The organism is Neisseria sp. P0014.S009, from assembly GCF_051958155.1.
GTDB lineage: Bacteria > Pseudomonadota > Gammaproteobacteria > Burkholderiales > Neisseriaceae > Neisseria > Neisseria flavescens_C.
Genome location: NZ_JBQCVS010000008.1, coordinates 97,417 through 112,404, shown reverse-complemented (window position 1 = coordinate 112,404; position 14,988 = coordinate 97,417). Strand labels below are relative to the sequence as shown.

At 51.3% G+C, this 14,988-nt stretch carries 12 protein-coding genes; 4 read left to right on the top strand and 8 right to left on the bottom strand.

The window, feature by feature from the left end:
• Window positions 1–149: 149 nt before the first annotated feature.
• A complete protein-coding gene (locus tag ACTHS4_RS07765; RefSeq protein ID WP_003680156.1) occupies window positions 150–425 on the bottom strand; it encodes a hypothetical protein in 276 nt (91 codons plus the stop codon).
• 261 nt (window positions 426–686) lie between these two features.
• On the opposite strand from ACTHS4_RS07765, the gene ACTHS4_RS07760 reads away from it, so the two are divergent.
• From ACTHS4_RS07760 to ACTHS4_RS07750, 3 genes are all read left to right on the top strand, one after another.
• Window positions 687–1,373, top strand: a complete 687-nt coding sequence (locus ACTHS4_RS07760) for a S24 family peptidase (RefSeq protein ID WP_371460341.1) — start codon at window positions 687–689, stop codon at window positions 1,371–1,373.
• A gap of 132 nt (window positions 1,374–1,505) precedes the next feature.
• A complete protein-coding gene (gene erpA / locus ACTHS4_RS07755) occupies window positions 1,506–1,844 on the top strand; it encodes an iron-sulfur cluster insertion protein ErpA (protein WP_003680162.1) in 339 nt (112 codons plus the stop codon).
• 337 nt (window positions 1,845–2,181) lie between these two features.
• Entirely contained in the window at window positions 2,182–2,856 is a 675-nt protein-coding gene (locus ACTHS4_RS07750; RefSeq protein ID WP_371460340.1) for a hypothetical protein, read from the top strand.
• Window positions 2,857–2,936: 80 nt separating this feature from the next.
• Here the strand turns inward: ACTHS4_RS07750 and ACTHS4_RS07745 are convergent, their stop codons facing one another.
• Window positions 2,937–5,126: a primosomal protein N' gene (locus tag ACTHS4_RS07745; protein ID WP_440365671.1), complete on the bottom strand. Its 2,190-nt coding sequence runs from the start codon at window positions 5,124–5,126 to the stop codon at window positions 2,937–2,939.
• 134 nt (window positions 5,127–5,260) lie between these two features.
• On the opposite strand from ACTHS4_RS07745, the gene ACTHS4_RS07740 reads away from it, so the two are divergent.
• The gene (locus ACTHS4_RS07740) at window positions 5,261–6,052 is read left to right on the top strand and encodes a DsbC family protein (RefSeq protein WP_371460338.1); all 792 of its coding nucleotides are present in this window, start codon (window positions 5,261–5,263) and stop codon (window positions 6,050–6,052) included.
• Window positions 6,053–6,188: 136 nt separating this feature from the next.
• On the opposite strand, the gene ACTHS4_RS07735 is transcribed toward ACTHS4_RS07740, so the two are convergent.
• From ACTHS4_RS07735 to ACTHS4_RS07710, 6 genes are all read right to left on the bottom strand, one after another.
• A complete protein-coding gene (locus ACTHS4_RS07735; protein WP_003679823.1) occupies window positions 6,189–6,872 on the bottom strand; it encodes a 2,3-diphosphoglycerate-dependent phosphoglycerate mutase in 684 nt (227 codons plus the stop codon).
• A gap of 102 nt (window positions 6,873–6,974) precedes the next feature.
• On the bottom strand, window positions 6,975–7,727 hold the full coding sequence (locus ACTHS4_RS07730) for a class I SAM-dependent methyltransferase (RefSeq protein WP_371460337.1): 753 nt from the start codon (window positions 7,725–7,727) through the stop codon (window positions 6,975–6,977).
• Window positions 7,728–7,775: 48 nt separating this feature from the next.
• A complete protein-coding gene (locus ACTHS4_RS07725) occupies window positions 7,776–9,404 on the bottom strand; it encodes a sigma-54-dependent transcriptional regulator (protein ID WP_371460336.1) in 1,629 nt (542 codons plus the stop codon).
• The gene (locus ACTHS4_RS07720) at window positions 9,397–10,983 is read right to left on the bottom strand and encodes a two-component system sensor histidine kinase NtrB (protein WP_004518842.1); all 1,587 of its coding nucleotides are present in this window, start codon (window positions 10,981–10,983) and stop codon (window positions 9,397–9,399) included. The genes ACTHS4_RS07725 and ACTHS4_RS07720 overlap by 8 nt, the downstream gene beginning before the upstream one ends.
• A gap of 69 nt (window positions 10,984–11,052) precedes the next feature.
• A complete protein-coding gene (gene parC / locus ACTHS4_RS07715) occupies window positions 11,053–13,356 on the bottom strand; it encodes a DNA topoisomerase IV subunit A (protein WP_004518843.1) in 2,304 nt (767 codons plus the stop codon).
• A 208-nt stretch (window positions 13,357–13,564) separates the two neighbouring features.
• Window positions 13,565–14,887: an MFS transporter gene (locus ACTHS4_RS07710; protein ID WP_049344509.1), complete on the bottom strand. Its 1,323-nt coding sequence runs from the start codon at window positions 14,885–14,887 to the stop codon at window positions 13,565–13,567.
• Window positions 14,888–14,988 lie beyond the last annotated feature (101 nt).

Genomic DNA, 14,988 nt, shown 5'->3' with positions numbered 1-14,988 from the left:
AGAAGGTGCTCATGGAAAATCCCCTAAATGTCTTGGTGGGAATTTAGGGGATTTTGGGGAATTTTGCAAAGGTCTCATCCTGATTAAAAACACAAGGCCGTCTGAAACTTTGATCGTTCAGACGGCCTTTATCAATTCATTCACAAACATCACTCATACACCACGCCGGCAAGCATTTCTTCTTCATTCAAGTTGCCGTACTGTTGCTCCCAATCGTGAGTAGCCTCCACCATATCGCATTCTTTGGCAAAAGCCAGCAGCCTGCCGTCCATCTGATCCAAACTCAAGCTGCCTAAGCGTTCGCATTCCGAAGCCGTCAGATTACCGTCCGCCTCATGCGCTTCCGAAGATCCGAAAGGCAGAGCAAAAAAACCCAGTACCAACGCCAACAGCACCCAAAAAGTATTTTTACGCGAACGAGTCATTTCACACCTCTTATCATAATCATATAGCAGGTTTAAATCAGAAAAACTAAACCAAATAAAATTAAACTAAGAAAAATCGAATAGAAAATTAGAAATATCGATTTATATAAGACAAAACGAATAATACTAAGAAAAAATAGAATATGCAATACTTTTTCTTAGGTAAAGTAATTTTTTTCTTACAATTTTATAAAAACTAAGGTAAAATACACTCAAATCGTCCAAACCATATAAAAAACATACCTCCATAAAGGCATAAACATGGATACCTTTAAAGACCGCCTGGCTTTCTTATGGAAAGATGAAGCCCGCCAAGCTAAAATTGCCGCCGACATCGATATGACCATCGCCGGATTCAGCCGTATCTGGAACGAAGGCGGCCTGCCGAAATCGGAAACGCTAAAAAAAATCAAACAACTTAAAGGCTGCAGCATAGACTGGCTTTTGACAGGCGAAGGTTCCCCCTTCCCCGATTCCGAAGCCCTAAAACCCACGGCAACCGACACACTGGGCAACCCAGTCGATATAGACGAATTTGTCTTCGTACCGCGTTACGACATCCAAGCCGCGGCCGGACACGGTCAGCTCGTCGGCGACGAACAGCCGATGTTCGCCATGGCGTTCCGACGTTATTGGATTGAAAATTATGTAACGCGCGACATCAAAAACCTGTCCGTTATCTCAGTCAAAGGCGACTCAATGGAAGGCGTGCTGAATGATGGCGACACCATCCTCATCAACCACGGCCAAACCACGCCACGCGACGGCCTTTATGTTTTACGCCTCAACGAAAACCTTTTGGTCAAACGCCTGCAACTGATACCCGGCGGCATCGTCAACGTCATTTCTGCCAACGAAGCCTACCCTACTTTTGAAATCGACTTGAAAAACCCGACCGACGACGTTGCCATCATCGGCCGTGTCGAATGGTTTGGCAGAAGTATCTAAATCTGACATACTGGTGCTTGAAATTTCTGCCATGCCCTCCATGTAAGCTGGCAGCCCCTGTCTGCACAAACTTGCCTTGACTAACGGTTTGCGCGACAATAGTAAAAATATTCATATAAAAGGAATCACATCATGTCAGACGAAAGCCCTATTATCTTTACTGACAGCTGCTGCACCAAAGTTGCCGACCTGATCGCTGAAGAGAACAATCCCGATTTGAAATTGCGCGTATTCGTCAACGGCGGCGGTTGCTCCGGCTTCCAATATGGTTTTACCTTTGATGAAATCAAAAACGACGACGATTTTGAAATCCAGAAAAACGGCCTGACGTTCTTAGTTGACCCGATGAGCTACCAATATCTGGTTGGTGCGGAAATCGACTACACCGAAAGCCTGCAAGGTTCTCAATTCGTCATCCGCAATCCGAATGCAGAGACAACTTGCGGTTGCGGCTCATCCTTCTCCGTATAAACAATCCGTTTTTGCCACAAAAAAACAGGCCGTCTGTATCTTCAGACGGCCTTTTGTGTGAATTTATTTTAAACAATTTTAGATTTACCTTATAATAATAATATCGGGCGTGAATATTTACTCTACAATAGACATAACATTGGACATGCATATTTCCATATAAATAAAAATTTATTGTCCTGCCGATTAACGACACAAAGGCAAACCGTACCTGGTCTGTCTGAGACTGCAGCCTCTGTTCTGGCTCGTATCACAAGCCAAGACAGCTCAAACACAATAACAAAACCTTAGGCTAAACCCATTTGGTTGACGCAGTCGAAATACTCATGGGATATCAATGAGCAAACAAGAAAAATTTTTCGACGTATACGTTTCCTATCCGCCGAACACGGATAGGGAGCTCATCCACGCCTGCCTGTATGAGAACCTGCCCGAAAACGAAGTCGAGAGCCTGATTCAAGCCTTGGCCGAGCGTCCGCAAGCCATTGTGGCCGAGAAATGTACCCAAGACGAGCGCGAAAATGCGCAGCATTACTTCAGCTATTTGGGTTTGGACGTGATCGTCCGTCAGGCTATGGAATTGGAAGCGGTTGAAGAAGAGACTGTGTCGGCAGTCAACACGCCCGACCCTATCCAATGCCCTGTCTGCATGACGATTATCGACGAACTCGACGCACAGGAATGTAAAACCTGCCACTTTGATTTAACAGAAAAAAATGAGCTGGCCATCCAGCGCAAACGCATTGAATGGCAGGAAAAAATCTCTTTCGAGCATAAAAAACAAACCGAAATTGCCCACAAGCTCAAATACGAACGTGAGCAGGAAGAGAAAAAACTGCGCAAAAAAATCCGTGCCGAATTGGAATCCCAATTACGCGAAGAGTTAGGCCAAAATCCTGAGCTGGCTGCACTTGCAGCGAGGAAGAAAACACAGTTTCTGCTTACAATGGCTATCGTGTTCGCCGTTTTGAGCCTGCTTGCACTCGGCTATATCGCTGCAAAATTCTTCTAAACTGATTCAAAAACTTAAGGCCGTCTGAAAAACAGATTTTCAGACGGCCTTTTATTTCCTTATTGATTGAACCATTTCAATCAAGCCTCTTGCACATCAACGTCCACCGACCATCTGATTTTGCCATCGCGGTTTTGCTGCAACACCTGCACCCACAAACTCACGGCGCGGTGCAAATCTTGTCGGGATGTCGATTCAAGAAAAATTTGCGCACGTTCGCGTTCGGCGAGGCGCACCATCAGCATAGGGGCGGCACCAAACTGGGAGACACTTTCAGGCAAAAGCGGGGCAAGGGTTTCTTTGGCGGCGTTGAGAAATTCCATTGCATCAGCAACGCGTGGTGCATCGGCGCGGACGGCGGTCTGAAAACCGAAGGGCGGCATGGCGAACATTTGCCGCTCGTTCAATTCGTTTTCGGCAAACACGGCGTAGTCCTGCGCTTTGACGGCGGCGAAGACGGGGTGTTCGGGCAGTTGGGTCTGTATCAACACCTTGCCGGGTTTGTCGGCGCGCCCCGCCCTGCCGGATACTTGTATCAGCTCGGCGAACAGCCTTTCCGGCGCGCGAAAGTCCGCGCTATACAGGCTGCCGTCGGCGTTCAACACGATAACGAGGTTAAGCCGTGCGAAATCATGGCCTTTGGCGAGCATCTGCGTGCCGACCAGAATGTCGATTTCGTTGTCAGCGATGCGGCGGTACAAGTCCGCCCAGTCGTTTTTGTGCGCCGTGCTGTCCCTGTCGACGCGGACGACAGCGGCCTTGGGCAGGAAGGCGCGCAAGGTTTCTTCGACGCGTTGCGTGCCGTGGCCGACGGCGGTCAGGTCTTGGTTGCCGCAATCGGGGCATTTGAACGGGATGAGTTCGCGGTGATCGCAGTGGTGGCAGCGCAGTTGGCGGGCGCGTTGGTGCAGCACCATTTTGGCGGAACAGTTCGGGCAGCCGAAGGTATGGCCGCAGTCGCCGCAAAACAGCGCGGGCGCGAAGCCGCGCCGGTTGAGGTACACCAGCGACATGCCGCCTGCTTCAAAATTCTGTTTCAAAAGCTGCAAGGCTTGCGGCGAGAAGCCGTTGTCGAGTTTCAGACGGCCTACGTTGAGTATTTCCACTTGCGGCAGTTGCGCTGAAGCATGGGCGCGTTCTGTCAGTTGCAGCAGGCGGTACGCGCCGCTTTGCGCCTTGTGCCAACTCTCCAGGCTGGGCGTGGCACTGCCCAACACGACGGGGCAGCTACTCTGCTTCGCCCGCCACACCGCCAAATCGCGGGCGTGGTAGCGTAATTCGTTGTCCTGTTTGAACGAGCCGTCGTGTTCCTCATCGACCACAATCAGCCCGACATCAGGCAAAGGCGTGAACACTGCCAGCCGCGTGCCGATGACCAGCTTCGCCTGCCCCAACATGGCGCACAAATAATCCTGCGTGCGCTTGCCTGCAGCCATCTGGCTGTGCAACACGGCGGTCGGCACGTCGGCAAAACGGTTTTCCACCCGCTTCAAAAGCTGCGGCGTGAGGTTGATTTCAGGCAACAGAAACAACACCTGCCGCCCCTGCGCCAACACTTTCGCCATCGCATCAAAATACACCTCAGTCTTGCCGCTGCCGGTGATGCCGTACAGCAGAAACGGCTGAAATTTACCAAAGGCCGTCTGAATTTCATCGGAAGCCTTCTGCTGGTCGGCATTCAACACAAATTCAGAGTGCGAAGCCTGCCCATGGCACGACTCTAAAACGGACTTCGCCGCTTCCGTTGTTTCAATCCAGCCCTGTTCCGCCCAATCTTCGATTAATTTTGCCGCCTGTGCGTTTACCTGCTTCAACGCCGCCATCGTCATCCCGCCCGACAGCAGCGCGTCCCATAAAGCCGCTTTTTTGTTGAACCGAGTCGGCGGCGGCGTTTGCGCCCTGCCCGCTTCGTTCAGCGCGTAAAACAGCGGCGGCTGCGGCATTTCCACCGCGCGCGTTTCCTTCAAACCCTGCGGCAGTGCGGCAAACACTGCCTGCCCAGTCGGATAGTGGTAATAACGCGACGTAAATGCCAACAAATCACGCCAGCTTTGAGGCAACGGCTTTTCTTCCATAAAGGCCGTCTGAACGCTCAAAATCCGCGCCGCATCCATATCGGGCGCGATATCCGTTTCCCACACAACCCCGACAACGGTTTTATTGCGGAAAGGCACAAGCACCCGCGTTCCCGGAGGAAGCGGCTCGGAATGGGAATAAGTCAAAAGGCCGTCTGAAAGCGGCACGTTTACGGCAATACGGTGGTAGAACATACAAACAATCAAATCATTTTTTCGTATTTTAACAGCCGAAAGCTATTTTCAGACGATAATTTGAGCCTTAGTACAATGCAGACATGACGGAGGTTTGATACAATGCCTTATTTCAACACACGCAAGTCTCTCGCATGAAAACCAAGTTAATCAAAATCTTAACACCGTTTGCCGTCCTTCCTTTGTTGGCATGCGGTCAACCTGCCGTATCCAATGCCAACGCGGCACCTGCACCGGCTGCCAAAGCGGAAGCGCCTGCCGACAAATCCGTTGCCGTTTCTTTGAAAGCGCGTCTGGAAAAAGTCTATGCCGCCCAAGATTTGAAAGTTTTGAGCGTCAATGAAACACCGATTAAAGGCATTTACGAAGTTGTCGTCAGCGGCAAACAAATCATCTATACCGATGCCAAAGGCGACTATATGCTCGTTGGCGACCTCATCAATGTCAACACGCGCCAAAGCCTGACTGAAGAACGCGCCGCCGATTTAAACAAAATCGACTTCGCTTCACTGCCTTTGGACAAAGCCATCAAAGAAGTACGCGGCAACGGCAAACTAAAAGTCGCTGTTTTCTCCGATCCGGACTGCCCGTACTGCAAACGCTTGGAACATGAGTTTGAAAAAATGACCGACATCACGATTTATACCTTCATGATGCCGATTCCAAGCCTGCACCCTGATGCCGCGCGCAAAGCCGAGCTGTTGTGGTGTCAGCCTAATCCGACTCAGGCATGGATCGACTGGATGCGCAAAGGCAAACTCCCAAGCGGCAAAGCAAACTGCGAAAACCCTGTTGCTGAAACCACTTCATTGGGCGAACAATTCGGCTTCAACGGCACGCCGACCGTGGTCTTCCCTAACGGACGCAGCCAAAGCGGTTACAGCCCTATGCCTCACCTCAAAGAAATCATCGAGAAAAACCAGTAATACAGGATTTAATCTCCATAAAGGACGCTTTACGCGTCCTTTTTTCATATCGCCCGCCATCAACTGCCTTCAGACGGCCTCGATACAGACAAATACAAAAAAGGACGTGTCCAACACGTCCTTTTTTCCCTTTACCTTACAGGTAGAATTTTTCAATCACTTTCAGGTTTTCGTCCAATTTGTACACCAGCGGCTGACCGGTCGGGATTTCCAAGCCCATGATGTCTTCGTCGGAAATGCCTTCGATGTGTTTGGCCAAAGCGCGCAGGGAGTTGCCGTGTGCCGCCACCAATACACGTTTGCCGCTCAGGATGGCCGGAGCGATTTGGTCTTCCCAGAAAGGCAGGACGCGCTCGAGGGTAACTTTGAGGTTTTCGCCATCAGGTACGACATCGCTAGGCAGGTTGGCATAGCGGCGGTCGTTGTGGGCGGAGTGAGGGTCTTTAGGATCCAGCAGCGGAGGCAGGGTGTCGTAGCTGCGGCGCCAGATGTGGACTTGCTCGTCGCCGTATTTTTCTGCGGTTTGTTTTTTATCCATACCTTGCAGCTGGCCGTAGTGGCGCTCGTTCAAACGCCATGATTTGATTTGTGGAACAAACAGTTGATCAGATTCTTCCAAAACGATGTTACAGGTTTTGATGGCACGGGTCAGAACGGAGGTAAAGGCGATGTCAAACTCGTAGCCCTTTTCTTTCAGCTTTTTACCTGCTGCCGCGGCTTCTGCCAAACCTTGCTCGCTCAGCTTGACATCGCGCCAGCCGGTGAAAAGGTTTTTCGCGTTCCATTCGCTTTGTCCGTGACGGATGAATACTAATTCCATGATAGTTTGCTCCAATGAAGTTTGGGAAAGGATATTTATATCACACTTTGCCGCCGCGCTGATCACGCCGGTGGTTTCTTTTGATATGTTGCAAGTTTGCTTTTAGTCTTCAGACGGCCTTGTCGGAAGGTAAACGTCAAAACGCGTGCTTTTGCCTGTGTATTGATAAGCAGGTTTGCGCCCGTCGAGAAATTCGCCCAAGCGCGGGCGTTTGACGACAATGCGTTTTTTGGCGGTATTCAACGCTGCGTCCAACAACTCGGCTTCGTCTTGTGCCGAGCCGACCAAGTCGTGAAAGTAAGCCATTTCTTTTTTCACGGCGGCGGTTTTGCGACGCTCCGGATACATCGGGTCAAGGTACACCACATCAGGCCTGCCGTTTTTCGTGGACAATTCCTGCATTAAATCAACGGCATTGCCGAAGTGCAAAGTAATGCGTTGGGCAATCTCCCGTGTCTCTTCACTTTGCCCTGCCCTGTTGAGGCCGTCTGAAAGTAGACAGGCGACAGCAGGATTTTGTTCAAAAGTTTGTACATTCAAGCCCAACGAAGCAAGCACAAAACTGTCGCGCCCCAGTCCGCCGGTAGCGTCCCAGACAGTCGGTTGTACAGTGTGGTTGACGGCTTTGGCAATCAACTCGCCTCCACCTTTAGTGCGCCGATAATGGGCAGCACCGCCATCAAAATCAACGCGGACACGGCCTTTTTCACCGGCGCGGCACAAACTGATGCCGCTTTCGTCAGCGATAAGGAAACTGCCTTCTTCAGGCTGCCGGTCGATAACGGTCAGCCCGAAAGGCGCGGCAAGGCTGCGAAGTTCGACAGATGCGGTTTCGTCAAAATAAATCTTGTACATAAGGCTTATGTTTCAGACGGCCTTAAAAACTCAGGCCGTCTGAACGTTTTAATTGATGTCCAGGCGTTCCATGCGGTAGCGCATAGAGCGGAAGCTGATGCCCAAAAGTTTGGCGGCTTGGGTACGGTTGTAACGGGTTTGCCGCAAAGCCTGCTCGATGATGCTGCGTTCCACTTGGTCGAGGTAATCCTGTATCTGCATGGTACGCGGATCAAACGGCGGAATGGGGCTGTGATTGAGCGTAGTTTCACGCGCGTCAGGTTCGGCAATATCGTCAAAGGAGAAGCCACTGCGTTCAGCCTTAACTTGTGGGGCGTTTTGAATCTGCAAGTCGTCCACTTGTATCACTTGGCCAACCGTCAGCGCAACGGCGCGTTCGAGGATGTTTTCCAATTCGCGGAAGTTGCCGGGATAGCTGTAATGCAACAGGGCTTCTTGGGCTTTCGGGCTGAGTTTGTAGGTTTGATTGCCGTGACGGTGTTTGTACAGCAGATACAGAATCAGCGCACCCAAGTCTTCGCGCATTTCGCGCAAAGGCGGCATGTGCAGGGAGACTACGTTGAGGCGGTAATACAAGTCCTGACGGAATGCGCCGCTTTCAACCAAAGCTTCGAGGTTTTTATGGGTTGCACAAATAATGCGCACATCCACAGAGGTTTCCCGCGCATCGCCGATACGGCGCACGGCTTTTTCTTGAATGGCGCGCAGGAGTTTGACCTGCATGGCAAGCGGCAAATCGGCAACTTCGTCAAGGAACAAAGTGCCGCCGTCAGCGTGTTGGAAAAAACCTAAACGGTCTTGATCCGCGCCGGTAAAGCTGCCTTTTTTGTAGCCGAAAAATTCGCTTTCCATCAGGTTTTCAGGAATGGCTCCGCAGTTGACGGCAATAAACGGTTTGTCAGCGCGGTCGGACAGCTCGTGAATCGTGCGCGCCGCCTGCTCTTTACCCGTACCGGACTCGCCGGAGATATAAACAGGAACAAGGCTGTGGGCCAATCTGCGAATCAGGTGGCGCACTTCGACCATTTGCGGCGAAGTACCCAACAGGCGCGGCATATCGTCCTCGCCTTCCAATATAGGTGCATCTTGTTGCAAAGTAGGATTGATGTTGCCGGCCGAAAAACGCTCTTTTAAGGAATTGAGCCCTTCCGGAACAGTCAAAGGCCGGTTAAATTCGCTCTGTACACTCTTAGGAGGCGTAACGATAGGCTTGACCGGCTGAGGTTCGGGTTTATACAGGGCGGCAGAAACAGGCGCAGGCTGCGATTTGACTTTTTCAGACGGCGTGGGTTCGGCAGTATTGTCGGAAACCGATACTGCCGATTTAACCAACGAACGCAACTGCGACAGCGTAATCGGTTTTTGCAGATAATCAAACGCCCCTGCTTTCAAGGCTTCAACGGCTTGGTCAGCATTGCCGAAAGCCGTAATCACGGCGACGGGCGTGTCGAGCATCAGTTCATCAATGTATTGGACAACCTCGAGGCCTGAGCCGTCGGGCATACGCATATCGGTCAACACCAGCGAATAATCGTTGTTGTCTAGCCTGTCTTTGGCTTCTTCAACACCAGCCGCAGTATCGACGCGCAGACCCATTTTCATCAGGGTCATTTCCATCAGGTCGCGGATGTCTGCCTCGTCATCGACAACCAAAACCGGCTCTTGCAATTTATTCATCCTGCGCTTGCTCCTTCGGTAAAATCAGTTCAAACCCGTTCATTTCAGGGTGATAATGCAGCTGCCCCATATTGGCGTGTGCCAACTCGCGTGCGACGTAAAGCCCCAAACCGGTACCTTGTTTTTCGGTGGTGTAAAACGGCTCGAACAGATGGTTTCGTACATCGGGCGGCACGCCTTTGCCGTTGTCCGCCACTACGATGGAAATATGCATCCTGCCGCTTGAACGGATAAGGACGGTAATGGCGTTTTCGTCCTGACGGCTGTGTCGCCAAGCATTGTTGCATAAGTTCCACATCACTTGCTGCAAGTGCATGGGGTCAACCAATACGGTCAGGTTGTTGCCGTCCATATTCATGCGCAGACAGCCGATGGCATCGGGATTGTTCAAGGTGAATTCCTGCTTGAACTCCAACCAGAATTTCATCAGATTAATCGGCTGGCGGCTGATGTTGTCGCGTTTGTTAAGCAGGGATACGTCTTCCAACATCTTGTCGATGCGTTGGATATTGCTGTCGATGATGTTGTAGAGCTTGGCCTTGAGCGGGTCTGCCTCATCGCCCTCTTGCAACAAATCGCTGGCATGACGGATGGCGGACATCGGATTACGGATTTCGTGGGCAAGGTTGGCAGTCAACTGTCCAAGCGAAGTCAGCTTGGTGGACATGGCCTCCGCAGCCACTTCACGCAATGAGCGGACGTACAACATCAGCAGCTCGGTTTGCTCCTGAATCAGCGGAACGGCTCGGACGTGCATGGCGTGTTGGAAAATATGGATATCGGTTTCAAAAGGTTTGTCGGGTTGACGCTGCCAGCGAGCCACCAGTTCGCCGAACACGATTTCCTGCTGATCGATAATCAGGCTGGGGAAATAGATTTTTGCCTGTTTGTTAAACAGCCACACGCGTTGGGTCGCATCAATCACCACAACCGCTTCCTGTACGCGGTTCAAAACCAAATGGTTCAAGCCGCTGATACGGCGGTAGGCCAGTTGATGGCGGCTGGCGGACTCTGTGGCCTGCTCCAGATAACGGGCGGCAAACGAGGTCAGCATCGCCACCAGATAGCTGGCGCCGATCAGCATCAAAGAATTCGCCACTGATTTTGCATCCCAATTAAATGAATCGAAACGCATACTGCCGTCTAAAAACAGGTTCAAAATAAACAACATTGCCGTATAGCCTGCATACAGCATAGGATAGTGGCCATAACTGAGCAGACACGACGTGGCGACAAACGGCAAAACCAAAATTCCGAAACCAGAAGCCGTACCGCCGGAGATATACACCAAAACCATCATCATGGTGATGTCGACCACGGCACTGGCATTGGGCAAATCCAAAGACTGCCACTGCCAGCCCGGGCGGAGCACGGAGAGCATAATCAGGAAGAAATACAGCGTTACCCAGATATAAAACTCAACGGCCGGCAACGAAACGCCAATCAGGTTGCCACCCGTGTAGCTGCCGAACGCGTGCAAAACCAAAAGCGGCAAGACGATGGCTATTCGGGCAATGTTGATTACACCGGGAATCCGCTCCCTCAGATTACCCAGTTCTTGAAGATTGGCTCTGTTCATAAGTGAACCTTTTTTATTATCATGCAATGTCGTATAAATTTAATTTATTTAGATATATTTGTTCTTGTTTCAGGACAAACTTTTCAGACGGCCTGATATTTCCAATACCTTGCCTTTTTTACCGCGTTTGCCGTCAATATCGGCAATACGCAGTTTTTCCTGATGTTCTGCGCCGCGTCGGCCGACCGATACAACGGTAAACTCAGGAGAGGTCGTCACCATAATGTGTTCCAAAGATGCACCCTCAGCCAACGACATCAGCTGCAAACCGCGGCCTTTAGGCATGACTTTGAGTTCGCCGATGGAAAACGCCAAGAGACGGTGGTCGCTGCTGGCCAGTACGACTTTGCAGTCGGGATTGATCAGCGAAGAAGCATAGACGGCAACCGGCGGCAGGACGGTTTCGCCGCTGTCCACGGTCATGATCACTTTACCCGCTTTCACGCGTCCGATCATATCGGCCAACTTGGTGATAAAGCCGTAGCCGCCGCTGCCTGAAAGCAAGTAATGCTGTTCGGGCTGACCAGTGAGCATGGCGACGGGTTTCGCGCCGTTTTGCAGCTCGATTAAGGATGAAACCGGCACGCCGTCGCCGCGTCCGCCGGGGATTTCGGCGGCATCAAGCGTATAGGTTCTGCCCAATGAATCCAGGATGACGACGGGTAAAACCGTGCGGCCTTCGATGGTTTGCTTGAGGCGGTCGCCTTCTTTGAACGCGGTTTGGCTCAAATCAAGGTTGTGTCCGGCACGGCTGCGTATCCAGCCTTTTTCCGACAGAATCAGCGTGATGGGTTCGTCGGCGGTGGTTTGTGTCAGCACGGCGCGTCCGGCCTCTTCCACCAGCGTGCGGCGCGCGTCACCAAACTGCTTCATGTCCGCCTGCATCTCTTTGATAATTAGCTTACGTTTTTCGTTTTCGTCGCCCAAAAGAATATTCAGACGACCTTGTTCTTCGCGCAACTCGTTCAATTCTTTTTCGAGTTTGAAACCTTCCAAACGCGCCAACTGACGCAGGCGGATTTCCAAAATGTCTTCGGCTTGGATTTCGGTCAGCCCGAACGCCGCCATTAAATCGGCTTTCGGATCATCTGATTCACGAATGACTTTAATCACTTCGTCAATGTGCAGAAAGACTTTCAGACGGCCTTCGAGGATGTGCAACCGTTTTTCCACTTGACTCAAACGGAATTTCAGACGGCGTGTTACGGTAACGACGCGGAAATCCAACCATTCCTGCAAAATCGTTTTCAGGTTTTTCTGCGCAGGGCGGTTGTCCAAACCCATCATTACCAAGTTCATGGACACATTGCCTTCCAGAGAAGTCTGCGCCATCAGCGTGTTGATGAAAGTATCCGTATCGATGCGGCTGGATTTTGGTTCAAATACAAGACGCACAGGATGTTCGCCGTCTGACTCGTCGCGCACGCGGTCGATTAAATCCAGCATCAGCTTTTTGGTGTTGAGCTGGTCTTGGTTGAGCTGCTTTTTTCCCGCTTTCGGTTTCGGGTTGGTTTGTTCTTCGATTTCGGCAAGGATTTTGGCGGAATTGGCGTTCGGCGGCAGCTCGGTCACAATCACGCGCCATTGTCCGCGCGCCAGCTTCTCGATTTCATAACGCGCACGCACGCGCACGCTGCCTTTGCCGGTTTCGTAAATCCGACGCAATTCGTCTGCCGGCGTGATGATTTGACCGCCGCCGGCAAAATCGGGCGCAGGGATATACTGCATCAGGTCGGCGGTTTCCAGCGTCGGTTTCTTCAACAACGCAATCGCCGCCTGTGTGACTTCGTTTAAATTGTGCGATGGGATTTCGGTCGCCATACCCACCGCAATGCCCGACGCACCGTTGAGCAACACCATAGGCAGACGGGCGGGCAGGTGTACAGGTTCGTCAAACGCGCCGTCGTAGTTCGGCACAAAATCCACCGTCCCCTGATTGATTTCGGACAACAGCAATTCCGCAATCGGCGTCAGCCGCGCTTCGGTGTAACGCATCGCCGCCGCCCCGTCGCCGTCGCGCGAACCAAAGTTGCCGATGCCGTCGATTAAGGGATAGCGCAAGGTAAAATCCTGCGCCATGCGAACCATCGCTTCATAGGCAGAACTGTCGCCGTGCGGATGGTATTTACCCAAAATCTCGCCGACCACGCGTGCCGATTTCACCGGCTTCGCCCCCGCCGTCAAACCCATATCGCGCATGGCAAACAAAATACGCCGTTGTACAGGCTTTTGGCCGTCTGAAACTTCAGGCAGCGCGCGGCCTTTGACCACGCTCATGGCGTATTCGAGATAGGCGCGTTCGGCGTATTGACCTAACAGCAGGTAGTCTTCACCGACAGGAGATGGACTTGGAGCGGAAATGTGTTCTGTCATCAGGATGGTAAAACGAAATAAATTAAAGAAGGATATTGTAAAGCAAAATCGGTAGTCATAGCCAATTTGAGTGATGAACGGTAGCGCAGCGACAATAAGGCTTTCCGAATCAGGTCAGCAAATGGAATCCGTTTCGACAAAAAAGGCCGTCTGAAACCCTTTCATGTTTCAGACGGCCTTTTCATTTTGGTTTTAAATCAAAACTTCGTTATTCTGCAGTAGCCGGTTTGGCCGCAGTTTTAATGGTTAAGGTCACCGCTGCGGCAATGGCCAGGGAAACACCGGCAAAAGTCATCGCGTTGGCAGGGTTTGAACCCAAGAAAGTTCTGTACACCCAGCCGAAAGATACGGTTTCAATCAGCATTGGAATCACAATCATCATGTTCACAATACCCATGTACACGCCGTAACGTTCTTTCGGAATAGAACCGACCACAATCATAAACGGCACGCCCATCATACTTGCCCAACCGACACCGAAACCAATCATCGGCGCAAACATCAGGTATTTGTTGCCGATGTGCGGAATGGTGAGCAAGGCTAGTGCGGCAAGGGTTACGGCAAAGGCGTGAACATATTTGGCGGCGTATTTGCGCGCCATCCACATCAGGCCAAAGGCGGAGATAAAGGTTATCACGTTGTAAAAACCGTTTACCAGGCCGGTCCATGCAACCGCTTGGCTATACGCTTCGGTATTTTCAACGGTCGAATCCCAGACGGATTGGACGATACTGTGGGAAATATATTGCCAGTAGATGAAGAGCGCGTACCATTGGAAGAGATACACCAAGGCCAGTTGCCACAGGGCAGTCGGCATTTCGCGCACGGCAACGACAATATCTTTAACAGCATGGGCCGGACCGCTCGGCTGGGCTTTAATGGCCGCCATTTCTTCAGGGCTGGGCTCGCGTTCGGCCGTTGATAAAACGGTAATCAAAACCGAACCGATGGAGCAGACCGCACCAATATAAAACGAACCGAATACCCAATACGGAATGCCTGCTTCGGAAGTTTGTTGCAACCAGCCGATTTGTTGGAAGATATAGAGGGAAACGTTGGCCAGGGTAATGCCCAAGCCGGTAAACACAGACTGCATCAAGAAACCGGTGGATTGCTGGTGTTCAGGAACGGTATCGGCAATGAAGGCACGGAAAGGTTCCATTGCAGTATTATTACTGATGTCCAAGAGCCACAGCAGCAATACGGCCACCCACAAGGCGGTAACGTGCGGATAGATAAAGAGACAGAGGCTGCAACCGATGGCGCCAATCAAGAAATACGGGCGGCGGCGACCCAATCCAGGCACCCAAGTGCGGTCACTCATCGCACCAATCATCGGCTGCACCAGCAAACCGGTAATCGGACCTGCCATATTCAAAATCGGCAACTGGCTCGGATCGGCATGAAGAAAGCTGAAAATCGGATTAATCGCAGTTTGCTGCAACCCGAAGCTATATTGAATACCGAAGAAACCGAAGTTCATCAGCATAATCTGGCGAAGTGTCATCGCCACTTGTGGGGAGATTTTCATAGGAAGGCTACTCCTGGGTAATAAACTATGGAAACAACAAACTCCAATTTCAGCGGTATGACGCTTTTATTGTATTTGGGCTGCCCTTTTTACTGAGGCAA

What these genes read in the sequence shown, in the direction of transcription:
- ACTHS4_RS07765 (WP_003680156.1), bottom strand. Translation starts at nt 425, where the DNA reads ATGACTCGTTCGCGTAAAAATACTTTTTGGGTGCTGTTGGCGTTGGTA.
- ACTHS4_RS07760 (WP_371460341.1), top strand. Translation starts at nt 687, where the DNA reads ATGGATACCTTTAAAGACCGCCTGGCTTTCTTATGGAAAGATGAAGCC.
- erpA (WP_003680162.1), top strand. Translation starts at nt 1,506, where the DNA reads ATGTCAGACGAAAGCCCTATTATCTTTACTGACAGCTGCTGCACCAAA.
- ACTHS4_RS07750 (WP_371460340.1), top strand. Translation starts at nt 2,182, where the DNA reads ATGAGCAAACAAGAAAAATTTTTCGACGTATACGTTTCCTATCCGCCG.
- ACTHS4_RS07745 (WP_440365671.1), bottom strand. Translation starts at nt 5,126, where the DNA reads ATGTTCTACCACCGTATTGCCGTAAACGTGCCGCTTTCAGACGGCCTT.
- ACTHS4_RS07740 (WP_371460338.1), top strand. Translation starts at nt 5,261, where the DNA reads ATGAAAACCAAGTTAATCAAAATCTTAACACCGTTTGCCGTCCTTCCT.
- ACTHS4_RS07735 (WP_003679823.1), bottom strand. Translation starts at nt 6,872, where the DNA reads ATGGAATTAGTATTCATCCGTCACGGACAAAGCGAATGGAACGCGAAA.
- ACTHS4_RS07730 (WP_371460337.1), bottom strand. Translation starts at nt 7,727, where the DNA reads ATGTACAAGATTTATTTTGACGAAACCGCATCTGTCGAACTTCGCAGC.
- ACTHS4_RS07725 (WP_371460336.1), bottom strand. Translation starts at nt 9,404, where the DNA reads ATGAATAAATTGCAAGAGCCGGTTTTGGTTGTCGATGACGAGGCAGAC.
- ACTHS4_RS07720 (WP_004518842.1), bottom strand. Translation starts at nt 10,983, where the DNA reads ATGAACAGAGCCAATCTTCAAGAACTGGGTAATCTGAGGGAGCGGATT.
- parC (WP_004518843.1), bottom strand. Translation starts at nt 13,356, where the DNA reads ATGACAGAACACATTTCCGCTCCAAGTCCATCTCCTGTCGGTGAAGAC.
- ACTHS4_RS07710 (WP_049344509.1), bottom strand. Translation starts at nt 14,887, where the DNA reads ATGAAAATCTCCCCACAAGTGGCGATGACACTTCGCCAGATTATGCTG.